Origin of the sequence: Pseudonocardia sp. N23, from assembly GCF_002583555.1 — a bacterium.
In the GTDB taxonomy this organism is placed as follows: domain Bacteria; phylum Actinomycetota; class Actinomycetes; order Mycobacteriales; family Pseudonocardiaceae; genus Pseudonocardia.
The window spans coordinates 501,075-522,964 of the sequence record NZ_BEGX01000052.1; the positions used below are offsets into that span (position 1 = coordinate 501,075).

The 21,890-nt window shown below is 72.8% G+C and carries 26 protein-coding genes and 3 tRNA genes; 10 read left to right on the forward strand and 19 right to left on the reverse strand.

Annotation, left to right across the window (positions count from 1 at the left end):
- Positions 1 to 53 precede the first annotated feature (53 nt).
- On the forward strand, positions 54 to 1,529 hold the full coding sequence (locus tag TOK_RS15935; protein ID WP_098958609.1) for a PLP-dependent aminotransferase family protein: 1,476 nt from the start codon (positions 54 to 56) through the stop codon (positions 1,527 to 1,529).
- Between the two features lie 61 nt (positions 1,530 to 1,590).
- Positions 1,591 to 2,679: a CaiB/BaiF CoA-transferase family protein gene (locus tag TOK_RS15940; protein ID WP_098958610.1), complete on the forward strand. Its 1,089-nt coding sequence runs from the start codon at positions 1,591 to 1,593 to the stop codon at positions 2,677 to 2,679.
- Between the two features lie 55 nt (positions 2,680 to 2,734).
- Here the strand turns inward: TOK_RS15940 and rplA are convergent, their stop codons facing one another.
- The 5 genes from rplA to TOK_RS15965 form a co-directional block, all read right to left on the reverse strand.
- Positions 2,735 to 3,457 (reverse strand): 50S ribosomal protein L1, encoded by a 723-nt coding sequence (rplA, locus tag TOK_RS15945; RefSeq protein WP_098958611.1) that lies wholly within the window; start codon positions 3,455 to 3,457, stop codon positions 2,735 to 2,737.
- A 73-nt stretch (positions 3,458 to 3,530) separates the two neighbouring features.
- Positions 3,531 to 3,965 (reverse strand): 50S ribosomal protein L11, encoded by a 435-nt coding sequence (gene rplK, locus TOK_RS15950; protein ID WP_098958612.1) that lies wholly within the window; start codon positions 3,963 to 3,965, stop codon positions 3,531 to 3,533.
- A gap of 81 nt (positions 3,966 to 4,046) precedes the next feature.
- Complete coding sequence (nusG, locus tag TOK_RS15955; protein WP_374754899.1) at positions 4,047 to 4,976, reverse strand: transcription termination/antitermination protein NusG; 930 nt, start codon at positions 4,974 to 4,976, stop codon at positions 4,047 to 4,049.
- 163 nt (positions 4,977 to 5,139) lie between these two features.
- On the reverse strand, positions 5,140 to 5,481 hold the full coding sequence (gene secE / locus TOK_RS15960) for a preprotein translocase subunit SecE (protein ID WP_098958613.1): 342 nt from the start codon (positions 5,479 to 5,481) through the stop codon (positions 5,140 to 5,142).
- Between the two features lie 83 nt (positions 5,482 to 5,564).
- Positions 5,565 to 5,640, reverse strand: a tRNA-Trp gene (locus TOK_RS15965).
- 249 nt (positions 5,641 to 5,889) lie between these two features.
- Between TOK_RS15965 and TOK_RS15970 the strand changes: the two genes are divergently transcribed.
- Positions 5,890 to 7,119 (forward strand): pyridoxal phosphate-dependent aminotransferase, encoded by a 1,230-nt coding sequence (locus TOK_RS15970; RefSeq protein WP_098958614.1) that lies wholly within the window; start codon positions 5,890 to 5,892, stop codon positions 7,117 to 7,119.
- Positions 7,120 to 7,183: 64 nt separating this feature from the next.
- Here TOK_RS15970 and TOK_RS15975 read toward each other — a convergent pair whose 3' ends face one another.
- From TOK_RS15975 to rpmG (TOK_RS16020), 10 genes are all read right to left on the reverse strand, one after another.
- Positions 7,184 to 7,393 (reverse strand): hypothetical protein, encoded by a 210-nt coding sequence (locus tag TOK_RS15975; RefSeq protein ID WP_098958615.1) that lies wholly within the window; start codon positions 7,391 to 7,393, stop codon positions 7,184 to 7,186.
- 111 nt (positions 7,394 to 7,504) lie between these two features.
- On the reverse strand, positions 7,505 to 7,939 hold the full coding sequence (locus tag TOK_RS15980; protein WP_098958616.1) for a MaoC family dehydratase: 435 nt from the start codon (positions 7,937 to 7,939) through the stop codon (positions 7,505 to 7,507).
- On the reverse strand, positions 7,936 to 8,379 hold the full coding sequence (locus tag TOK_RS15985; protein WP_098958617.1) for a MaoC family dehydratase N-terminal domain-containing protein: 444 nt from the start codon (positions 8,377 to 8,379) through the stop codon (positions 7,936 to 7,938). Before TOK_RS15985 ends, TOK_RS15980 begins: the two co-directional genes overlap by 4 nt.
- A 2-nt stretch (positions 8,380 to 8,381) precedes the next feature.
- Positions 8,382 to 8,549, reverse strand: a complete 168-nt coding sequence (gene rpmG, locus TOK_RS15990) for a 50S ribosomal protein L33 (RefSeq protein WP_098958618.1) — start codon at positions 8,547 to 8,549, stop codon at positions 8,382 to 8,384.
- A gap of 41 nt (positions 8,550 to 8,590) precedes the next feature.
- A tRNA-Met gene (locus TOK_RS15995) sits at positions 8,591 to 8,666 on the reverse strand.
- 38 nt (positions 8,667 to 8,704) lie between these two features.
- Positions 8,705 to 8,777, reverse strand: a tRNA-Thr gene (locus TOK_RS16000).
- Between the two features lie 153 nt (positions 8,778 to 8,930).
- Positions 8,931 to 9,236 (reverse strand): 30S ribosomal protein S14, encoded by a 306-nt coding sequence (gene rpsN / locus TOK_RS16005; protein WP_098958619.1) that lies wholly within the window; start codon positions 9,234 to 9,236, stop codon positions 8,931 to 8,933.
- On the reverse strand, positions 9,236 to 9,472 hold the full coding sequence (gene rpmB, locus TOK_RS16010; RefSeq protein WP_098958620.1) for a 50S ribosomal protein L28: 237 nt from the start codon (positions 9,470 to 9,472) through the stop codon (positions 9,236 to 9,238). The genes rpsN and rpmB overlap by 1 nt, the downstream gene beginning before the upstream one ends.
- Before the next feature lie 4 nt (positions 9,473 to 9,476).
- Positions 9,477 to 9,722, reverse strand: a complete 246-nt coding sequence (rpsR, locus tag TOK_RS16015) for a 30S ribosomal protein S18 (RefSeq protein ID WP_098958621.1) — start codon at positions 9,720 to 9,722, stop codon at positions 9,477 to 9,479.
- A complete protein-coding gene (gene rpmG, locus TOK_RS16020; RefSeq protein ID WP_098958622.1) occupies positions 9,722 to 9,886 on the reverse strand; it encodes a 50S ribosomal protein L33 in 165 nt (54 codons plus the stop codon). The genes rpsR and rpmG (TOK_RS16020) overlap by 1 nt, the downstream gene beginning before the upstream one ends.
- A 68-nt stretch (positions 9,887 to 9,954) precedes the next feature.
- Between rpmG (TOK_RS16020) and mrf the strand changes: the two genes are divergently transcribed.
- The 6 genes from mrf (at position 9,955) to TOK_RS31740 (ending at position 18,494) form a co-directional block, all read left to right on the forward strand.
- Positions 9,955 to 11,223 carry a ribosome hibernation factor-recruiting GTPase MRF gene (gene mrf / locus TOK_RS16025; protein ID WP_098958623.1) on the forward strand — a complete coding sequence of 423 codons (1,269 nt, stop codon included), beginning with the start codon at positions 9,955 to 9,957 and terminating at the stop codon, positions 11,221 to 11,223.
- The gene (rpmF, locus tag TOK_RS16030; RefSeq protein ID WP_098958624.1) at positions 11,223 to 11,393 is read left to right on the forward strand and encodes a 50S ribosomal protein L32; all 171 of its coding nucleotides are present in this window, start codon (positions 11,223 to 11,225) and stop codon (positions 11,391 to 11,393) included. Before mrf ends, rpmF begins: the two co-directional genes overlap by 1 nt.
- Positions 11,394 to 11,864: 471 nt before the next feature.
- On the forward strand, positions 11,865 to 14,915 hold the full coding sequence (locus TOK_RS34920; protein ID WP_098958626.1) for a helix-turn-helix transcriptional regulator: 3,051 nt from the start codon (positions 11,865 to 11,867) through the stop codon (positions 14,913 to 14,915).
- 69 nt (positions 14,916 to 14,984) lie between these two features.
- Positions 14,985 to 16,271: a cytochrome P450 gene (locus TOK_RS16045; protein WP_098958627.1), complete on the forward strand. Its 1,287-nt coding sequence runs from the start codon at positions 14,985 to 14,987 to the stop codon at positions 16,269 to 16,271.
- Positions 16,268 to 17,992, forward strand: a complete 1,725-nt coding sequence (locus TOK_RS16050; RefSeq protein ID WP_098958628.1) for a class I adenylate-forming enzyme family protein — start codon at positions 16,268 to 16,270, stop codon at positions 17,990 to 17,992. Before TOK_RS16045 ends, TOK_RS16050 begins: the two co-directional genes overlap by 4 nt.
- Positions 17,993 to 18,281: 289 nt before the next feature.
- The gene (locus tag TOK_RS31740; protein ID WP_141566411.1) at positions 18,282 to 18,494 is read left to right on the forward strand and encodes a hypothetical protein; all 213 of its coding nucleotides are present in this window, start codon (positions 18,282 to 18,284) and stop codon (positions 18,492 to 18,494) included.
- A 153-nt stretch (positions 18,495 to 18,647) separates the two neighbouring features.
- Here TOK_RS31740 and TOK_RS16060 read toward each other — a convergent pair whose 3' ends face one another.
- Positions 18,648 to 18,854, reverse strand: coding sequence for a hypothetical protein (locus TOK_RS16060; protein WP_172457598.1), 207 nt, complete (start codon positions 18,852 to 18,854; stop codon positions 18,648 to 18,650).
- A gap of 235 nt (positions 18,855 to 19,089) precedes the next feature.
- Here TOK_RS16060 and tenA point away from each other — a divergent pair, with 235 nt between their 5' ends.
- Positions 19,090 to 19,752, forward strand: a complete 663-nt coding sequence (gene tenA, locus TOK_RS16065) for a thiaminase II (RefSeq protein WP_098958736.1) — start codon at positions 19,090 to 19,092, stop codon at positions 19,750 to 19,752.
- Between the two features lie 77 nt (positions 19,753 to 19,829).
- On the opposite strand, the gene TOK_RS16070 is transcribed toward tenA, so the two are convergent.
- Genes TOK_RS16070 through TOK_RS16080 form a run of 3 tightly spaced genes read right to left on the reverse strand, consistent with a single transcriptional unit; the run spans position 19,830 to position 21,887 of the window.
- On the reverse strand, positions 19,830 to 20,240 hold the full coding sequence (locus TOK_RS16070; protein WP_216361979.1) for a phage holin family protein: 411 nt from the start codon (positions 20,238 to 20,240) through the stop codon (positions 19,830 to 19,832).
- 22 nt (positions 20,241 to 20,262) lie between these two features.
- Complete coding sequence (locus tag TOK_RS16075; RefSeq protein WP_098958631.1) at positions 20,263 to 21,492, reverse strand: serine hydrolase; 1,230 nt, start codon at positions 21,490 to 21,492, stop codon at positions 20,263 to 20,265.
- A 56-nt stretch (positions 21,493 to 21,548) separates the two neighbouring features.
- Positions 21,549 to 21,887: a multidrug efflux SMR transporter gene (locus TOK_RS16080; protein ID WP_305775563.1), complete on the reverse strand. Its 339-nt coding sequence runs from the start codon at positions 21,885 to 21,887 to the stop codon at positions 21,549 to 21,551.
- Between the last annotated feature and the right edge of the window lie 3 nt (positions 21,888 to 21,890).

The window sequence follows — 21,890 nt, forward strand, 5'->3', positions numbered from 1 at the left end:
GTGGCTACGATTGGCCTGGTCCGGCATAGCCAATTCGCGGAGAGTGGCCCGTCATGCCCCAGGACGACCTGGAACGGCGCATCGGCGCCCACACGTTCGCCCGCATCCTCGGCTCGTGGCGCCCGCCCGAGGGACGCGCGCTGGCATCGGCCCTCACCGACCAGATCCGGCTGCTGATCCTCGACGGCCGGCTCCCTCTCGGCACCCGGGTGCCCGCCGAACGCGAACTGGCGGGGGCGCTGGAGGTGAGCCGTACGACCGTCGCGGCGGCGTACGAGTCGTTGCGCGAGAACGGGTTCCTGCACAGCCGGCGCGGATCGGGCAGCTGGACCCGGCTCCCCGACGCCCAGGCGGGCGACCACTCCCCCACCCTCGGCGCGTTCACCCCGATCCACGACGACACCGTCCACGACCTCGCCTTCGCGGCACTACCCGCACCGCTCGACGCGGTCCGCGCGGCTGCCGCGGCCGCCGTCGGCGATCTCGACGCCCACCTGAGCAACCACGGCTACGACGTCACCGGCCTGCCCGTGCTGCGCACGGCCATCGCCCGCCGCTACACCCAGCGCGGCCTGCCCACGACGCCCGACCAGATCCTCGTGACCTCGGGCGCCCAGAACGCGATCGCGCTGGTCCTCAACGCGCTGGTCACCCCGGGCGACCGGGTCCTCGTCGAGCACCCGACGTATCCCAACGCGCTCGACGCGATCCGTGTCCGCGGCGGGCGGCCCGTGCCGGTGCCCTTCACCGCCGACGGCTGGGACCTCGACCAGGTCACCGCCGGGGTCCGCGACGCCGCGCCCCGGCTCGCCTACCTCATCCCCGACTTCCAGAACCCCACCGGCCACCTGATGCCCCCCGAGGACCGGGAGGCCCTGATCGCGCTGGCGCGGCGTACCGGCACGACGCTCGTCGTCGACGAGACGCTGTCCGAGCTCCCGCTCTCGGTCCCGCAGCCGCCGCCGTTCGCCACCTACGGTGGAGCGGCCGAGTCCTCGCTGGTCATCACGGTCGGCTCGGCCAGCAAGATCTTCTGGGGTGGCCTGCGGGTCGGCTGGATCCGCGGCCCGGCGGCGACGATCCGCAGGCTGGCGTCGGTCCGCCCGGGCATCGACCTCGGCGGCGCCGTGCTCGACCACCTGGTCGCCGCCCGGCTGATCGACGACATCACCGTCGTCGCCGAGACCCGCCGCACCGAGCTGCTCGCCGCCCGCGACCACCTGCGCGGCCGGCTCGCCGAGCTGTTCCCCACCTGGACCTCGACGCGGCCCGGCGGCGGCCTGAGCCTCTGGCTCGACCTGGGTGCACCGGTGTCGAGCAGGCTGACGTCAGCGGCGCGGCGGCACGGCGTACTCCTCGCCGCCGGCCCCCGGTTCGGGATCGACGGCGCGTTCGAACGCAACCTGCGACTGCCGTTCACCCTGCGCCGCGACCGGATGGACGCGGCCCTCGACGACCTCGCCCAGGCCTGGTACGCCCTCGACGGCACCGTCGTCGCCGGTGACCACGATCCCATCGCGGTCGCGTGAGCCGGGAGGACCGCTGATCTAGGGTCGGTCCGAAGACGTCGGTGCGGACGAAGGAGTCGGTGTGGGCAAGGGGCCTCTGTCAGGACTGCGAGTCGTCGAGCTGGCCGGGATCGGACCGGGGCCGCACGCGGCGATGATCCTGGCCGACCTGGGCGCCGACGTCGTCCGCATCGACCGGCCCGGCGGCCTGCAGCTCGGCGACAGCTCCGCCGACGTGGTGCAGCGCGGCCGCCGCCGCGTCGTCGCCGACCTCAAGGACCCGGCAGGCCGCGAGACCGTACTGGGCCTGGTCGAGCGGGCCGACCTGCTCATCGAGGGCTACCGGCCCGGCGTCACCGAACGTCTCGGCGTCGGTCCGGACGACTGCCTGCGCCGCAACCCCCGCCTCGTCTACGGCCGCGTCACCGGCTGGGGCCAGGAGGGCCCCCTTGCCGACCGCGCCGGCCACGACATCAACTACATCTCTCTGACGGGTGCGTTGCACGCCATCGGCCGCGAGGGCGAACGGCCCGTGCCGCCGCTGAACCTCGTCGGCGACTTCGGCGGCGGGTCGATGCTGCTGCTCGTCGGCGTACTGGCCGCGCTGTGGGAGACGAAGAACTCCGGCGAGGGCCAGGTCGTCGACGCCGCGATGATCGACGGTGCCAGCATCCTCGTGCAGATGGTGTGGTCGCTGCTGTCGCAGAAGCTGTGGACCGACCGGCCTGCTGCCAACCTGCTCGACGGGCACGCCCCGTTCTACGACACCTACACCTGCTCCGACGGCCGCCACGTCGCCGTCGGGGCGATCGAGCCCCAGTTCTATGCCGCGCTGCTGCAGGGCCTCGGGCTCGCGGGCGAGGACCTGCCCGCCCAGATGGACACCGACGGCTGGCCCGTGGTGCGGGCCCGGATCGCCGGCGTCTTCGCCTCCCGCACCCGTGACGAGTGGGCCGATGTCTTCGCGCCCACCGACGCCTGCGTCACCCCGGTACTGACGTTCGCCGAGGCCGCCGCGCACCCCCACGTCACGGCGCGCGACACGATCGTCGAACGCGACGGGGTCGCCCAGGCCGCGGCGGCACCGCGGTTCTCCCGGACCCCGGGCGCGGCGGGTTCCACGGGCGCCGAGACCGTCGACGCGGCCGCGGTCCTCACGGGCTGGGCCTGATACGACGACGCCCCCGCCGCGGGAGGCGGCGGGGGCGTCGTCGAGCAGGTTCGTGTCAGGCGCTGGGCGCGTCGTCCACGAGCAGGTTGCGGGTGCGGTTCGGGTCGATCTGGATGCCCGGGCCCGTGGTCGTGGAGACCGTGATCTTCTTGATGTAGCGGCCCTTGGCGGCCGACGGCTTGGCGCGCAGGATCTCGTCGAGCGCGGCGCCGTAGTTCTCCACCAGCTTCTCGGTGTCGAACGACGCCTTGCCGATGACCAGGTGCAGGTTGGCCTGCTTGTCGACCCGGAAGTTGATCTTGCCGCCCTTGATCTCGTTGACGGCCTTCGCGACGTCCGGGGTGACGGTGCCGGTCTTCGGGTTCGGCATCAGGCCACGCGGGCCGAGGATGCGCGCGATCCGACCGACCTTGGCCATCTGGTCCGGCGCGGCGATGGCCGCGTCGAACTCCAGCCAGCCACCCTGGATGCGCTCGATCAGGTCCTCGGCGCCCACGACGTCGGCGCCCGCGGCCTCGGCTTCGGCAGCCTTGTCGCCGGAGGCGAAGACGATGACCCGGGCGGTCTTACCGGTACCGTGCGGCAGGTTCACGGTCCCGCGGACCATCTGGTCGGCCTTGCGGGGGTCGACGCCCAGTCGCATCGCGACCTCGACCGTCGGATCCTGCTTCGACTCGATGGAGGTCTCCTTGGCCAGGGCAGCGGCCTCGAGCGGGGTGTAGAGCCGGTCGCTGTCGATCAGCTCTGCGGCCTTGCGGTAGTTCTTGCTGCGCTTCATGTCTGTCCTTCGATTCTGGTCAGATCGTGGTGCGAGCCGCGCAGGCTCTCCCACAACTCCTGGTGTGGCTGGGTCAGCTCTTGACCGTGATGCCCATCGAACGCGCGGTACCGGCGATGATCTTCGCCGCGGCGTCGATGTCGTTGGCGTTGAGGTCGCGCATCTTCGCCTGGGCGATGTCGCGGACCTGCGCCATGGTCACGGAGGCGACCTTCTTGGTGTGCGGCTCGCCGGAGCCCTTCTCGACGCCCGCGGCCTTGAGCAGCAGCCTGGCGGCCGGAGGGGTCTTGAGCTCGAAGGTGAACGAGCGGTCCTCGTACACCGAGATCTCGACCGGCACGACGTCCCCACGCTGCGACTCGGTCGCGGCGTTGTACGCCTTGCAGAACTCCATGATGTTGACGCCGTGCTGACCCAGCGCGGGTCCGACGGGCGGCGCGGGCGTGGCCGCGCCGGCCTTGATCTGCAACTTGATGATCGCGGAGAGCTTCCGCTTCTTGGGAGGCATTTCTACTTTTCCTCTTCGATCCCTGCTCGGGGTGCGCCGCGGACCTGCCTGCCGGGGCGCGAGTTCAGTGGTTGCCCGGCCTCAGATCTTCGAGACCTGGCTGAAGCCCAGCTCGACGGGCGTCTCACGACCGAAGATCGAGACGAGCACCTTGAGCTTCTGGGCGTCGACGTTGACCTCGTTGATCGTCGCCGGGAGTGTCGCGAACGGGCCGTCCATGACGGTGACCGACTCGCCGACCTCGAAGTCCACCTCGACCGTGGCCTTGCCGGGCGTCGAGGCGGCGCCGGACTTGCCGGCGTCCTTCTTCGCGGGCTCGGTCTTGGGCAGCAGGAACTTGAGGACGTCGTCGATCGTCAGCGGCGAGGGCCGCGACGTCGCTCCGACGAACCCGGTCACGCCCGGCGTGTTGCGCACGGCGCCCCACGACTGGTCGTTGAGCTCCATGCGCACCAGGATGTAGCCGGGCAGCACCTTGCGCTGCACCTGCTTGCGCTGGCCGTTCTTGATCTCGGTGACCTCTTCGGTGGGCACCTCGACCTGGTAGATGAAGTCCTCGACGTCCAGGGTCTGCACCCGGGTCTCGAGGTTCGACTTCACCTTGTTCTCGTAGCCGGCGTAGGAGTGCACGACGTACCAGTCGCCGGGGGCGCGGCGCAGTGCCTCGCGCAGCTCCTCGGCCGGGTCGACGTCCTCGGCTTCGGAGTCGTCGGCGGCGGGCTCGTCGTCGGCCTCGGTCTCGACGGCCTCGGCCTCGATCTCGTCGCCGGCCTCGGCCTCGGTGTCCGCGTCGGCGTCGGTGTCCGCGTCGTCGGTGTCCGCGTCGTCGGTGTCCGCGTCGTCGGTGTCCGCGTCGTCGATGTCCGCGTCGGCGGTGTCTGCCTCGTCGCTGTCCGCGTCGTCGGCGGAGCTGTCTGCGTCGTCGGCGGACTCGTCGGCGTCGGCTGCCAGCTCGGCATCGACCTCCTGAACGGTCGCCGTCTCGGCCTCGACGTCGTCGTCACCGGACACGGCGTCGATCACCGCCTCGTTCGCCGCGATCTCGTCGGCGGTGAGGTCGGTGTCGGCTGCTCCGCGGCTGCCGTCTGGGGAGGTCACGTACGTCTCGCTTCCTTCGTCTGCGTGGCCGGCGGCGCTGTGGTGGTCCGCCGGCCGGGGTGGTCGGCCACGCTCGTCAGGGTCCGAAGACCGCCCCGATCGCCTGGCCGAACACGAAGTCGAACCCGGCCACCAGAGCGACCATGAACGACACGAACACGAGCACGACGATGGTGTAGGTGACCATCTGCTTGCGCGTCGGCCAGATGACCTTGCGCAGCTCCGCGACGACCTCGCGGAGGAACCGGGCCAGCCGGTTCGGCAAGGACACCTTGGTGGGCCGCGAGTCGCGGACCGGGGTGGCGCGCCCCTTGCCGGACGCCCCCGATGCACCGGACGCCGCGGCGGCACGCCGACCACGACGGTCGGCCGCGGTGCTCGGACGTTCCCGTCCGGACCGCTCCTGCTCCTCGCTCACGCCCGCTGTCCTCCGCCCGCACTGGGCGCATGCCGCCCGGCGCTGTCACAACCGTTCGTACTTGGTCTCCGTGCATGTCGCGATGGCAGGGGTGACAGGACTTGAACCTGCAACCTGCGGTTTTGGAGACCGCTGCTCTGCCAGTTGAGCTACACCCCTAAAGCCTGCCCCGACCCGGCTGCGAGCCGATGCGGGACGGGCGAATGTCGCCTCGGAGGGCGGGCTCCGGTGATCCTCGGGAACGATCTCCCGTACGACCCCCGCACACGCCCCACCGGCACGACGTACCCGGCCCAGCGAGTGTACGGCACCCCGCGGACGGGCTCGAAACCGCACACCTCCCGGCCCCCGCCGCGACCCCTGAAACCCAGTGGCGCCGGCCCGGGAACCGTGGGGGATTATGGCGCCATGGCCACCGCTTCGACCACGTCAACGCCACGGAACCGCATTTCGGCCCGGATCGGGGGCATCGCCGAGTCGGCGACGCTGGCCGTCGATGCGAAGGCGAAGGCCCTCAAGGCGGCGGGACGACCCGTCATCGGTTTCGGGGCGGGCGAGCCGGACTTCCCGACGCCGCCGGCCATCGTCGCCGCCGCGCAGGCCGCCTGCGCCGACCCGAAGAACCACCGCTACACCCCCGCGGCCGGGCTTCCCGAGCTGCGCGAGGCCATCGCCGCGAAGACCAAGCGCGACAGCGGGTTCGACGTCGCCGCCTCCCAGGTCCTGGTCACCAACGGCGGCAAGCAGGCCGTCTACCAGGCGTTCGCCACGATCATCGACCCGGGCGACGAGGTCATCCTCCCCGCGCCGTACTGGACGACCTATCCGGAGGCGATCAGCCTCGCGGGCGGTGTGCCGGTCAAGATCGTGACGGGCCCGGACGCGGACTACCTGCCGTCGGTGGAGCAGCTCGAGGCCGCGCGCACGCCACGCACGAAGGCGCTGCTGTGGTGCTCGCCGTCGAACCCGACGGGTTCGGTCGCCTCGCGTGAGCTCACCGAGGCCGTCGGCCGCTGGGCCGCCGAGAACGACGTGTGGGTGATCACCGACGAGATCTACGAGCACCTCGTCTACGACGGCGCCGAGGCCGCCTCGGTGCCGGTCGTGGTGCCCGAGATCGCCGACCGCACGATCGTGCTCAACGGCGTCGCCAAGACCTACGCGATGACCGGCTGGCGGGTCGGCTGGATGATCGGACCGGCCGACGTGATCAAGGCCGCAGGGAACCTGCAGTCGCATCTGTCGTCCAACGTCGCCAACGTGTCGCAGCGCGCCGCGCTCGAGGCCGTCTCCGGTCCGCTCGACGCGGTCGCCGAGATGCGCAAGGCGTTCGACCGCCGCCGGCGCACCATCGTCGAGCTGCTGTCGGCGATCCCCGGCGTCCAGTGCCCGACGCCGCGGGGCGCGTTCTACGTGTACCCGGCCGTCGGCGAGCTGCTCGGCAAGGAGATCCGCGGAACGGTCGCGAACACCAGCGTCGACCTGGCTGCGCTGATCCTCGAGCACGCCGAGGTCGCGGTCGTCCCCGGTGAGGCGTTCGGGACCCCCGGCTTCTTCCGGCTGTCCTACGCCCTCGGTGACGACGACCTGCGCACCGGCGTGACCCGCATGGGCGAGCTGCTGGCCGAGGCCAAGTAGCCGGACCATCGACACGCGAAGGGGCGGGCGCCGGTCGGCGCCCGCCCCTTCGTCGTCGGAGCTGCTACTTGTCGGTGTCGGCGAGCGCGGCCAGTGCGGCGGCACGCTTCGCGTACTTCCAGTCGGCGAGGTCCTGGATCGTCTTGATGCCGAAGGCGGCGAGCTGCTCGTCGTGCTTCGGGGTCAGGCCCTCGAGCGCCGACGGCGGCGCGGCGAGGACCTCCGCGGCCGACTTGTCCTCCCACGCCTTGTCCACGAGCTTGGCGAACTTCAACGTTCTGCTCCTGTCGATGCGACGATGTGCCGGCCCTCCACGACGGAGATCCGGTGTGGCGTGCGCAGCATCGACCCGTGGACCGGGCCCGGCAAGTCGGCCGGGGGAAGTTCAGCCGGGCAGGGTGATCTCCGCCGACGCGCGGCCCAGCACGGTCCGCCCGTCGAACTTCGCAACGATGTCGACCTTCGCGATCCGGGCGCCGTCGTCGCCGTCGAACACGTCGCGGACCTTGCCCGACAGCTCCAGCAGTGCGCCCTCGTCGTCGTCGGGGACGAGCACCGGGCGGGTGAACCGCACGCCGTAGGTGCGGATGGCGGCCGGGTCACCGACCCAGCCCGTGACGAGCCGGCCGGCGAGCGCCATCGTCAGCAGACCGTGGGCGATCACGCCGGGCAGGCCGACGGCCGTGGCCGTGCGGTCGTTCCAGTGGATCGGGTTGAAGTCGCCGGAGGCGCCCGCGTAGCGGACGAGGTCGGCGCGGGTGACGTGGACCTGCAGCGGGGGCAGCTCGTCGCCCTTGGCGACGGCCGAGAAGTCGGTCACGAGGCGGCCTGGGTCACGAGCATCGCCTTCGTGGTGGAGACCGGGGTGCCCTCGACGTCGGCCAGCTCGCAGCGCAGCGTCAGCATGTGGCTCCCGGCGCGGGTGGTGAGCTCGTCGACGTGGATGACCGTGACCAGCTCGTCGCCACCATGGATCGGACGGTGCAGCGTGATCGTCTGGTCGCCGTGGACCATCCGTGAGTAGTCCCAGCCGAAGTCGGGGTCGCGCAGGAAGGCCTCGATCAGCGGCATCGTGATCGTCGCCGTGAAGGTGGGCGGGGCCACGACGTCGGGATGCCCCGCAGCGCGGGCCGCTTCGACGTCATGACAAATCCGCGAGCCCTCACCGATGGCGGTGGCGAACTCGCGGATTTTCTCGCGGCCGACCCGGTAGGCCTCGGAAGGCTCCAGTGACCGGCCGACGTAGCTCTCGTCGGGCACGCTCAGCGGGTCTCGCGGTGCTCCCGGTGCGTGCCGCAGTTAGGGCAGAACTTGTTCATCGCGAGACGGTCGGGGTCGTTCCGACGGTTCTTCTTCGTGATGTAGTTCCGGTGCTTGCACTGCTCGCACGCCAGCGTGATCTTCGGCCGAACGTCCGTGGCCTTACCCATCGCGGGTGCCTCCTGCTTGCGCTTCTCTGAGAACGACGGTGTGGTAGCGGTGGCCGGACTTGAACCGGCGACACAGCGATTATGAGCCGCTTGCTCTACCGACTGAGCTACACCGCTGCGGGAGACCGATACTACGTGGCATCGGGTCTTCCTCGAGCCCCTTTACGGAATCGAACCGTAGACCTTCTCCTTACCATGGAGACGCTCTGCCGACTGAGCTAAAGGGGCGGCACGGCCTTCCGGGGTGTCGACTGCTTCCCCCGGCTGACCCGGAGAACCTTACACACCCCCGCCGAGCGGCTCAGCAGGCGGGGTGGGCATACCGGCCGACCTGCGGGAACGCGTTCCGGGAGGGCTACGCGACGCCCGGAACGCGGCCCGTCACCAGGACGACTTGCGCACTCCCGGCAGGAATCCGTCGTGGGCCAGCTCACGCAGCCGCACCCGGGAGACGCCGAACGCCCGCAGGTACCCGCGGGGCCTGCCGTCGACGGCATCACGGTTGCGCACCCTCGTGGCACTCGCGTCACGCGGCTGCCGGGACAGCTCGCGACGGGCCGCGTCGCGCACCTCCGCTGTGGACGTCGGCGCGGCGAGGACCCGCTTCAGCTCCGCGCGGCGCTCGGCGTGACGCGCCACGACGACCTTGCGTCGCTCGTTGGCGGCGATCTTGGCGGTGCTCGCCATCAGACCTTCCCTCCCCGGGCCCGGATGCGGGCGACGGCCGCCTCGATGCCGATGCGGTCGATCGTGCGGATGGCGTCGGTCGACAGGCGCAGCCGCACGTGCCGGCCCTCCGAGGCCAGCCAGTACCGCTTGCGCTGGACGTTGGGGTCGAACCGGCGGCTCGTTCGCACGTGGGAGTGCGAGACCGAGCGGCCGAAGCCGGGCTCGCGCCCGGTCAGGTCGCAGCGACGGGACACGTGCTCACCCCCGCCCGGTGCCCGCGTAGGGCAGCAGCGCCATCTCGCGGGCGTTCCTGATCGCGACGGCCACCTGCCGCTGCTGACGTGGAGTCAGTCCGGTGACGCGGCGGGCGCGGATCTTGCCGCGGTCGGACACGAACGTCCGGAGCAGCGCGGTGTCCTTCCAGTCGACCTCCTCGATGCCCCGGGCGTGCAGCGGGTTCGCCTTCCGTCGCGGTGGGCGTGGACGGCGGGCGGGGGCCGCCATCAGCGCTCCTCGCGGAAGTCGACGTGCCGGCGGACCTTGGGGTCGTACTTGCGCAGCACCATGCGGTCGGGGTCGTTGCGCCGGTTCTTGCGGGTCACGTAGGTCGTGCCCGTCCCGGCAGTGGAGCGAAGCCGCACGATCGGCCTCGATTCCGTCCTCGCCATGCACCCTCCTAAAAACGAGAATCATTTTCATCTACAGTACACAGGACGTCACCCCCGAGGAGGAACCCGTGCCACCCGACCCGCGCGCACCCCGCCGCACCGAGCTGCTCGTGCTCGCCGGCCTCCCCCGCGATACCACCGAACGCATCGCCGGCCTGCTGCTCGCCGACCCCGGGACCGTCGTGGTCGGGCACGACCTGCGCGACGTCGCCACCGGCCTGGTCCGCCGCCGGGTCCGCACCAGCAGTACCGACACCCGCACCGACGTGCGGCTCGCCCACGGCTGCGTCTCCTGCACGCTGCGCGAGGACCTCCTGCCCGGGCTCCTGCGCCACGCCGGTACCGCCGCCCGCGTCGTCCTGCACCTCGACCCGGTCCTCGAACCGGAACAGGTCTGCTGGGCGCTCGCCCACGTCCTCGCCGACACCCCCGACGGCGGACGCGCCGTCGTCACCGACGTCCTCGACCTGCGCGGCGTCGTCACCGCCGTCGACTCGCCACGATGGCTCGACGACGCGACCGGCGACGCCGAGCTCGACGACCGCGACGTCGGCCGGCTGCCCGACGACGAACGGACCGTCGCGCAGGTCGTCACCGGGCAGGCCGAGTTCGCCGACCTGCTCGTCCTCGGCGGGACCGCGCCCGGCTGGACGCTCGCCCGTACCCACGCCGCCCTCGCCCGCCTCGCCCCCACCGCCCGCCGGGCCACGCTCGCCGCCGTCGCCGCCGACCCCGGCCTGCTCGCCCTGCACGACCTGCCCGCCGACGCCCGCCGCGGACGCGTCGACGACGTGCACGCCCCGTTGCTGCGCGGCGCACCCCCGCTCGACGAGGACTGCGGCCTCGCCCTGCACGTCTTCACCGCGCGCCGGCCGTTCCATCCCGAACGGCTGCACGAGGCGATCGACGTGCTTCTCGACGGCGTCGTCCGCACCCGCGGCCGGGTGTGGCTCGCAACCCGGCCCGCCGACGTGCTGTGGCTCGAGTCGGCGGGCGGCGGGCTGCAGATCGGGCACGCCGGGAGCTGGCTCGCCGACACCGGCCCCGACGTGTGGGAGGCCGCCGACCCGCAGCGTGTCGCGCTCGCCGCCGCCGGCTGGGACGAGCGGTTCGGCGACCGCGCACAGGACGTCGTCGTCCTCTCCGACGGCGCGCGCTCCGAGCCGATCGACGCCGCACTGCACGCCGCACTGCTCACCGACGACGAGCTCGCCGGCGGCCCGGACTCGTGGGCCGCGCTGCCCGACCCCTTCGGGTGGTGGCACACCGACCCCTGCGACACCACCGCCGCACATGCACCGGCCCCGAACCGTTCCGACCGAGGAGGACACCGCTGATGGCCGTCCCGAAGCGACGGATGTCGCGCGCCAACACCCGCAACCGCCGGGCTCGGTGGAAGGCGACCGCGCCCGGGCTCGTGCCGATCGTCCTCGGCGGCAGGCGCCACCTCGTGCCCCGGCGACTCGTCGCCGCGTACCGCCGCGGGCTGCTGCCGCCCCCGGACTGAGGGCCCCTTACCCCGGGTGGGTGGCAGGTCCGGGACGACTGAGGGCCCGACCCGGCGAGTACGGGGTCGACGCCCGATGCCCGGACCGGGGCCTCAGCACGACCGTGGAGTCATGTTGGTCAGCCGTCATTTCGAAGCGGAGATGTTCGTCCACCGCGACCGGCTCCTCGCCGACGCCGCCGCGTTCCGGCTCGCCCGCCTCGCCCGCGCGGCCCGTCGCCGACGGCGCCGCGCGGCAGGAGCGGGCTCTGCGCCGGTCCGTGAGGGACCTGTTCCCGTCCCGCCGGTCGCCGCCCGGCCGGGTGGCGCCCGGCCGGGCGCCACCCACGACGGGGACACCCGCGGGGACGACGGCGCCACGCGGGACAGGGACGCCACGCGGGACAGGGACGCCACGCGGGACAGGGACGCCACCGGAAACAGGGACGCCACCGGAAACAGGGACGGGAAACGTCGGGGTGCCGTGCGAGCATGAGCGACGTGCCGCGGCTGGGCGTCGGGATCCCGCTGGTCGGCCGCCGTGACGAGCTGCGCGCACTCTCCGCCGCTCTCGACGCGGCCGCCGCCGGGACGGCTGGTGCCGTCCTGCTGGCGGGCGAAGCCGGGGTCGGGAAGACACGGCTGGTCGCCGAGACCGTCGGCAGGGCGCACGCGGCCGGGTTCGCCGTCCTCACCGGACGGTGCCTGGACACGGGCGAGGCCACACTGCCGTACCTGCCGTTCACCGAGGCGTTGCGCGTCCTGGCCACCGACCGTCCGGATCTGGTCGACGCCCATCCGCCGCTGCACCGGCTGCTGCCGGGGTCGCGGCCCCGGGAGGAGGTCAGCGCCGGCGAGCGCGACCTCGGTCAGCTGCGGGTGTTCGACGCGGTGCTGTCGGTGTTGGAGCAGCGCTCGGCGCAGGACCCGGTGCTGCTGGTGCTGGAGGACGTCCACTGGGCCGACACGTCCAGCCGCGACCTGCTGGTGTTCCTCGCCTCGCGGCTGGGAGCGCAGCGGCTGCTGGTGATGGCGAGCTACCGGGGCGACGACCTGCACCGTCGGCACCCGTTGCGCCCCTTGCTCGCCGAGCTGGTGCGGCTGCCCGCGGTGGCCCGCGTGGAGCTGGGCGCACTCGGGGTCGCCGACGCGGAGGAGCTGGTCCGCGAGCTCGCCGACGGCGCGTTGACCGACCAGGAGATCGCCCGGATCGCCCGGCGCAGCGAGGGCAACGCGTTCTTCGCCGAGGAGCTCGTCTCAGCCTCCGACGAGGGGGTGCCCGACGGGCTGGCCGAGGTGTTGCTGGCCCGGCTCGACCGGGTCACCCCGGAGGCGCGGCGGGTGCTGCGGGCGGCGTCGGTGGCGGGCCGGCGGGTGCGGCACGACCGGCTGGCGGCGGTGCTCGACCTGGGTGTCGACGAGCTGGAGACAGCGCTGCGCTCCACCGTCGCGCACCACATCCTGGTGCCGGAGCCGGGTGGCCGGTCGGTCACGGCGTCGGACACCTACGTGTTCCGGCACGCCCTGCTGCACGAGGCCGTCTACCAGGACCTGCTGCCCGGTGAGCGCAGCAGGCTGCACGCCGCGTTCGCCGCGCTGCTGTCCCCGGGCGGGGACCGCGACGAGCCGGGCGCCGTCGCCGAGCTCGCCCATCACGCGCTCGCGGCGCACGACCTGCCGTTGGCGTTGTCGGCGTCGGTGCGCGCAGCCGACGAGGCCGACCGGCGCGGCGGCCCGGCCGAGGTGCTGCTGCATGCCGAGCGGGCGCTGAGCCTCTGGGCGGCGGTGCCCGACGCGCACGAGGTCACCGGCGCCACCGAGATCACGATCACGCGGTGGGCGGCATGGGCGGCCGCGGCCACGGGCGACCCCGACCGCGGGGTGGCGCTGGCGCGGCGGTCCGTCGAGCTGGCCGACCGCGAGCACGACCCGCTCCAGGCGGCCGACCTGCGCGTCCGCTACGCGTTGCGGATGCTGGAGCTGGGTGAGGGTGAGGAGCCGCGGCGCGTCGTCGGCGAGGCGCTGGAGCTGTACGCGGACGCACCGCCGTCGGGTGACCTGGCGTGGGCGCACGCGGTCGCGGCCCGGTCGGCGATGCGGCTCGACGACATCGCCGACGCCGGCAGCCGGGCCTACGTGGCGTTGCAGGTGGCGTGTGAGGTCGTCGAGCGCGGGCTCGACGGACACGACGACGCCGTCGCCGCGCAGGCCGACGCGCTGGTCACGCTCTCGGTGTGCGAGGAGGCGCTGGGGCGCGACGAGGCGGCGCGCGGCCGGCTGGCCGAGGCCAAGGAGCTGGCGCGGACCTCGGGAAACCTGGGCGTCGAGCTGCGGACGTTCTTCAACACCGGCATCTCCCTGCTCGACGCGGGCCGGCTCGGGGAGGCGGCCGCCGAGTTCGCCGCGGGTGAGGAACGGGCCGTCGCGACCGGGACGACGTGGAGCAGCTACGGGCTGGAGCTGCGGGTGGCGCACGTGCTGGCCGCCCACATGCGGGGCGACTGGGACGACGCGGAGGCGTCGGCGCGGATGGGCGTGGCCGCGGTGTCGGAGACGGTGGCCACGCGGGTGGCCGCGGCGGCGTTGCTCACCGAGGTGGGACGGGGCCGGTTCGACGCGGCGGAGCGCCGGCTCTCGGGGTTGTCGGCCACCCGTCCCACCGACGACCAGGTGCTCCTGCTGCTCGGGCAGGCCGGCGCGGAGTCGGCGCTGTGGCGCGGGGAGCCGCGGCGGGCGCTCGAGCGCATCGCCTCCGCCCGCGAGGGCCTGCTGGCCTGGGATCCGCACCATCTGGCCGGGATCATGCTGTGCGCCATCGGCGTCGCCGCCTTCGCCGACCTCGCCGCCGGCGGCACGATGGATCGCGGCGAGGCGGTGACCGGGGCCTGCGAGCTGGCCGCAGCGGGGCGGGAGGCGGCCGCGAAGGGCACCCCGCGGGGAGCGCAGCTGGGCGTCGAGGGGCTGGCGTGGCTGGCCCGGATCGAGGCGGAGCTGGCCCGCGCCCGCGGCGACGTCGAGGCGCCGCAGCGATGGGCGGACGTCGTCGAGGCGTTCGGGTACGGCGACCGCTACCGGCAGGCGCTGGCCCGTCGCCGGCGGGCGGAGGCGCTGCTGCTGGGCGCGCCCCCCGATACCGGCGCCGTCGTCGGGGGCGGCGGAGGGAGCGGCGGAGGGAGCGGCGGAGGGGGCGAGCCGGTCCGCCGCGCCGAGGCCGCCGACGAGCTCCGCCGCGCCCTCGCGACCGCGACCGAGCTCGGTGCGGCGCCGCTGGCCGCCGCGGTCCGCGACCTGGCCGACCGGGCCGGGGTGGCACTCGCAGCGACCGACGGTTCCGCTCCCGTACGTGACGTCCTCACCCCGCGCGAGCGGTCGGTGCTGGAGCTGGTCGCGGGCGGGCGGACCAACCGGCAGGTCGGCGCCGAGCTGTTCATCAGCGAGAAGACCGTCAGCGTCCACCTGTCCCGGGTGATGGCCAAGCTGGGCGCCGCGAGCCGCACCGAGGCGGTGTCGCTGGCCTGGTCGCGAGGTCTGCTCGGTCCCTGACCGCCCGCCTGTACCCGCGAGTAACTATGCTCGGTGAGCGACTGCTCACACCAGTACGGGAGGACGGCGATGACGCCGACCGACGTGACGCGCTCCGGCCGGGGCGTGACCGGGATCGACCTCTCGGATCTCGACGGCTTCTGGGCCGCCCCGATCCCCGCCCGCGCAGCGGCGTTCGCCGAGCTGCGCGCCCGCGATCCGCTGTCGTTCCATCCGGAGCCGGACTCGCCGTGGCGCGACCCCGACGGCGGCTTCCACGCCGTCACCCGCCTCGACGACGTGCTCGCCGCCAGCCGGGCACCGCAGGTGTTCTGCTCGGGCAGGGGCTCGACGTCGATCCCGGACATGCCGGCGGAGTTCGTCGAGTTCTTCGGCTCGATGATCGGCATGGACGACCCGCGGCACGCCCGGTTGCGCCGCATCGTGTCCCGCGGCTTCACCCCACGACGGCTCGCCCGGCTCACCGAGGACGTCGCCGCCACGGCCCGCCGGATCGTCGACGAGGTGATCGACCGCGGCGAGTGCGACGCCGTCACCGACATCGCGGCCCGGCTGCCGATGACGATCGTCTGCGACCTGATGGGGGTGCCGGCGAGCCAGTACGACTTCGTGTTCGACGCCTCCAACGTCGTGCTCGGCGCGGGCGACCCCGACTACGTGCCCGAGGGCAGCGACATCGTCACCGCGATCCTCACCGCGGCGGGCGGGCTCGCCGAGCTGATGCGCGACCTCGGGGCGAAGCGGGCGCAGGACCCCACCGACGACGTCACGTCCGCGCTGGTCAACGCGGAGATCGACGGCGAGCGGCTCACCCCCGACGAGCTGGCGAGCTTCTTCATCCTCCTCGTCGTCGCGGGCAACGAGACCACCCGCAACGCGATCTCCTGGGGCCTGCACCTGCTGACGGAGAACCCGGACCAGCGCGACGTGTGGCTCGCCGACGTCGACGGGGTGACGCCGACGGCCGTCGACGAGATCGTGCGGCTGGCGTCGCCGGTGATCTTCATGCGCCGCACCTGCACGCAGGACACGGAGCTGGGCGGGACGGCGATGCGGGAGGGCGACAAGGTCGCGCTGTTCTACTGGGCCGCCAACCGCGATCCGGCACACTTCACCGACCCCGACCGGTTCGACGTGCGCCGCGACCCGAACCCGCACGTGGGGTTCGGCGGGCCGGGCCCGCACTTCTGCCTGGGCGCGCACCTGGCGCGCCGGGAGATGTCGGTGATGTTCCGCGAGCTGTTGACGCGGGTGCCCGACATCCACACCACGGCCCCGCCGAGCCGGCTGCGATCGATGTTCATCAACGGTGTCAAGGCGCTGCCCGTGGCGTTCACGGCGGGAGGTGTGCGATGAGCGCCCGGTCGGCGGTGCGGCTGGAGTACCCGGACGTGCCCGTCGGGGCCGTCCTCGCCGGGTCGGCGCGCCGGTTCGACGACCGCGTCGTGATCCACTACCAGGGCCGTGAGCTGTCGTACGCCGGGCTGTACGCGCGGGCCTGCGCGTTCGCCAACGCGTTGCGCGCGAACGGGGTCGGCCGCGGCGATGCCGTCGCGATCCACCTTCCCAACTGCCCGCAGTACGCCGTCGCCTACTTCGGCGTCCTGCTCGCGGGCGCCACGTTCACCCCGGCCAACCCGCTGCTGCCGCCCGACGACCTGGGCTCCCAGCTCGCCGACTCCGGCGCCCGGACCGCGCTGACGTGGGCGCCGGTCGCGCCCGCGCTGCTCGCGGTGCAGGACCGGACGCCGGTGGAGCTGGTCCTGGTCACCGACCGCGAGCAGGGCGTCGACCCGGCGCACCGCCCCGCGCTGCCGGACCGCACCGTCGACTTCGAGGACTTCCACGCCGGCGCCCCGACCACGCCGCCCGACGCCGACACCGTGCCCGCCACCGATCTCGCGCACCTCTCCTACACCGGCGGGACCACGGGCCGGTCGAAGGCGGTGCAGCTGACGCACCGCAACGTCGTCGCCAACGTCCTGCAGTACGCGTGCGGTGGCGCCGGCGCGGTCAGCCGGGTCGACGACGCAGGTGGGCTGTGGATCGAGCAGACCAGCCCGCCCGAGGAGCACCCGACGCGCCTGGGCACGGGGGTGTCGATCTGCCTGGCGCCGTGGTTCCACGCGATGGGCACGATCGGCGGCCTGAACGTCCCGGTGCTGTCGGGGACGACGATGGTCCTGCACGAACGCTTCGAACCCGCCGCCTACCTCGCCGACGTCGAACGCTTCCGGGCGACGACGCTGTCCGGCGCCCCACCGCTCTACGCCGCGCTGCTGCGCCACCCCGACCTCGCCACACGCGACCTCACCTCCGTGCGCGGGCTCAGCTCCGGGGCGGCGCCCCTGCCCGTCGAGATCATCGGCGGGTTGCGCGCCCGGCTCGGTGACGACGTCGTCATCGCCGAGGGCTACGGGCTCACCGAGGTGACGATGGGCGCGACGATCGGGCCGTCGGCACGCACGGCCGTCCGCAAGCCGGGGACGGTGGGACCACCGGTGCCCGACACCGAGATCGCGATCCTCGGCCCGGACGGCGCCGAGGCGCCCGCCGGCGCCGAGGGCGAGGTCTGCATCCGCGGCCCACAGGTCATGCGGGGCTACCGCAACCGCCCGGAGGAGACTGCGGCGACGCTCACCGGCGGCTGGCTGCACACCGGTGACGTCGGCGTCCTCGACGAGGACGGCTATCTGCGCATCGTCGACCGGCAGAAGGACATGCTGATCTACAAGGGGTACAACGTGTACCCCCGCGAGCTCGAGGAGCTGCTGCACGCGCAGCCCGGCGTCACCGGGGCGGCGGTCGTCGGGCGCCCGCAGGCCGACGTCGGCGAGCTGCCGGTGGCCTTCGTCGTCGCGCCGGGCCTCGACCCCGCGGGGGCGCAGGCACTCGTCGAGCGGGTGAACGCCCAGGTCACACCCTACAAACGGCTCCGGGAGATCGTTCTCGTCGACGAGATCCCGGTGTCGGCGGCGGGCAAGGTGCTGAAACGGACGTTGCGCGAGCGCCTCACGGCGGGGCGACACCCGGGAGCGCCGCAGGTCGGTCCGTTCCGGGACCAACGACCCCGATAGGGTGATCAGCGCTAACAGTCTCGCTCGCGACGACGACATGCATCACGTACGGACACCCGGGGAGCCCCACGGGACCCGCACAGGCGGTCGCCTCTCTGGTGGCCGCGCTCCCCCAGAGAGGTGGTCCGCCATGACGACGCAGGTCGCCCCGAGCCAGGCACGCCCGGTTCCCGCGCCCCGCTCGTTCATGGACGTGCCCACCCAGCGAATCGTTCCGCCGGCCCACCTCGTGGTGGACGCGCGGACCCGGCCGGCTCCGTCGGCCTCGACGTCACTGGGGAGCGGCGTCGTGAGCGTTCGGACGGTCGGGGCCGTCCGGACACGGAGCCGTGTCGGGACCATCGTGGACGTCGTCGGCCGGCTCGGGACCGTGGTCTCGTTCGCGGCGATCGTCGTCGTGTCGACAGCCATCGGGGCCTCGACCGACAACGCCGCACCGGCCGGCGACGCCGCACCGGCCGGCGACGCCGCGAACGCGGGCATGACACTGGGCGCCCCGTAACGACGCTCCGTCACCGGCGCGTCCCGGCGACGGCGTCGTGCGTGGCGCGTGCTCCGGCCGGGCCCGTGAAATCCCGGTTGGTCCTGCGTACTCCCGGACGGTGCTGCCCGACCGGACGGCCGGAGCTGTCCGGTCGGTGAGGTGACCGGAAGGTCAGGCCGCCGCTTCGCCCTGCGTCGCCAGCGGGGTCTTCAGTACGTGGTCGACGAGCCGGCTGATCAGCTGGGCGCCGCCCAACCGGTAGCCGAACTCCTCCCAGGTGAGAAGCTCCTTGGAGATCATCTCGCCGACCGGCCCGGGGTACAGCCGGGTCGCCCGGAACGCCGCGGCGCGCAACCGCATCTTCTCGTGGTGGTCCATCGGGCTCACTTGCACTCCTCGCCGTCGACGTGACACGTACGGACGAGCGCCTCGACGCTGAAACGCACCCTCTCGGCCATGGTCGCCCACCCCTGCAACGCCGTGGCATGACCGACCCCATGGAGTGACGAGTATCTCACACTGTGCGCACGGAGCGCGGTTGCACCGCCACGACCTGCACAAATGATCAACGACCGGTCGGAGGCTCCGCGGGAGCCGATCTAGATTCGTGCACGTGAGCCTCACCGAAATGCTGTGGTCCGACGTCGAGGACGTCTACGCCAAGGTCCTCGCGCACCCCTTCGTGACCGGCCTGACCGACGGGTCACTGCCCCACGAGTCGTTCCGGCACTACATCGTGCAGGACTCCCACTACCTGCGCGGCTACTCCAAGGCCCTCGCGGCCTGCGCCGCCAAGGCACCCACCGACGACGAGACCGTCATGTTCGCGACGAGCGCCACCAGCGCCGTCGCCGCCGAGCAGGGCATGCACGCCGCCCTGGTCGACGCCCTGGGCACCACCGCCGAGGCCGCCGCGAAGGAACCCGTCGCCCCCGCGACGCAGGCCTACCTGAGCTACCTGCTCGCCGTCGCGCACGGCGGGTCCTACGGCGAGGCCGTCGCCACCGTGCTCCCGTGCTACTGGATCTACGCGAAGGTCGGCGCCGAGCTCTACGCCCGCAGCTCCCCCGACCCCCTCTACGCCCGGTGGATCGCCATGTACGGCGACGAGGAGTTCCAGTCCGTCGTCGACGCCGTCCTCGCCGTCACCGACCGGATCGGCGAGACCGCCGGCCCGGCCGAGATCGAGCGCATGCGCCGCCACTTCCACACCACGACCCGGTACGAATGGATGTTCTGGGACGGCGCCTGGCGCCGCGAGACCTGGCCGGTCTGAACCCCGGCGCCGGGACATGAGCGACACCGCTGACGCTCATGTCCCACGCCCGGCATCGCCCCGCGGGCCTGCAGGAGTCAGCGCTGGTCGAGCCGGTCCGGGATCAGCACGTGCAGCAGGAACGACACGACGCCGACGATGATCGCGCCCCAGAACGCCGCCCAGAAGCCGTCGACGGCGAACGGGAGGCCCACCTTCCCGGCGATCCAGCCGGCCAGCCACAGCAGCAGCGCGTTGACGACGAGGCTGATGAGCCCCAGCGTCAGCACGTAGAGCGGGCAGCCGACCACCTTGATGATCGGCTTGAGCACCGCGTTCACGACGCCGAAGATGATCGCGACGACGACCAGCGTGCCGATCGTCGAGGCTGTCGTCGAGTTCGGGTTGACCTCGGTGCCGACGCGGATGTCGGAGAGGATCAGCGTCGCGACCCACAGGGCTACCGCGACGACGATCACCCGGATCGTCATGGCCAGGGCGTTACTCATGGTCTGTCACCTTCCGTCCGGCCTAGTCGACCAGGGCCTGCATCACGAGCGCACGCAGCTGCGGGCGCAGGGGGTAGGTGCTCGACGGCATCAGCTGTGTCATCAGCACCGCGGTGACGTCCTCCACCGGGTCGACGTAGAACGCGGTGGAGGCCAGTCCGCCCCAGGCGAACTCGCCGACGCTGGTGAGGCTCTTGCCGACCGCCGGGTCGATGACGACGGAGAAGCCCAGCCCGAAGCCGACGCCCGCGTACGTCGACTCGGCGAAGATCGGCCGCCCGATCGTCTCAAGGTCGGCCCCGCCGGGCAGGTGGTTGCGGGTGGCGTACGCCAGGGTGCGGTTGCCGAGCAGGCGGACGTCGTCGAGAGCGCCGCCACCGGCGAGCATCTGGGTGAACCGGTGGTAGTCGTGCAGCGTCGAGGCGAGGCCCGCGCCGCCGGCGAGCAGCGTCGGCGGCTTGGTGATCAGCTCGCCGAGCGGGCTGCGCACGAGGCCGCCACCGGGCTTGGGCTGGTAGAGCGTCGCCAGCCGGTCGGCCGCGCTGTCGGCGACCTGGAACGCGGTGTCGGTCATCCCGAGCGGGCCGAGGATGCGGTCGGCGAAGAACCGGTCGAGCGACATGCCCGACGCGACCTCGACGACGCGGCCCAGCACGTCCGTCGACACCCCGTAGTTCCACTCCGTGCCCGGCTGGAACAACAGGGGCAGCGACGCGAACTGGTCGCACGCGGCGGCGAGGTCGAGGTCGCCGGGGGTGGTCAGGTCGTGACCACGCAGCCGGTACATCTCGTCGACGGGGTGGGAGTGGTGGAACCCGTAGGTCAGGCCGGAGGTGTGCGTGAGCAGGTGCCACACCCGCACAGGCTCGGTCACCGGGTCGGTCGCCGGGGCGAGTGCCGACCCCGAGCGGTAGACCCGCAGCCCGGCGAACGACGGGATGAACGCCGACACCGGGTCGGTGAGGGCGAGCGCGCCCTCCTCGTAGAGCATCAGCGCCGCGACCGAGGTGATCGGCTTGGTCATCGAGAAGATGCGCCACACCGTGTCGGGCTCGACCGGCAGGCCCGACTCGATGTCGCGGCTGCCGTAGTGCGCGACGTGCGCGAGGCGGCCGTTCCGGGCGACGGCGATCGACCAGCCCGGGAGCCGGCCGTCGTCGACGTACCGGCGGAAATGCGCGTCGACACGCGCGAGCCGGCCGGCGTCGAAGCCGACTTCTGCCGGGTCCACGTCCACATCGAGCACACCCACGGCGCCGACCCTACCGGCGCGCGATCACGGGCGCGTCTCCTTCTGCCCGTTCGGGTTCAGTGCGCTCCCGACAGGTTCAGCAGCACGACGCCGGCGATGACGAGCACGACCCCGCCGACCTTCGCCGGGCTGATCCCCTCCCCCAGGAACAGCACGCCGACCAGGACGACCGCGGCCGTCCCGATGCCCGACCACAGCGCATACGCCGTCCCCACCTCGAACGTCCTCAACGCCTGCGACAGGCACGCGAACGCCGCCACGTACCCCACGACGACGACGATCGACGGCACCGGCCGGGTGAAGCCCTCGGACAGTTTGAGGCTCGTCGTGGCGACGATCTCCGTCGCGATCGCGCCGAGCAGCCACCCCCACGCCACCACCATGCGGGCCAGCATGCC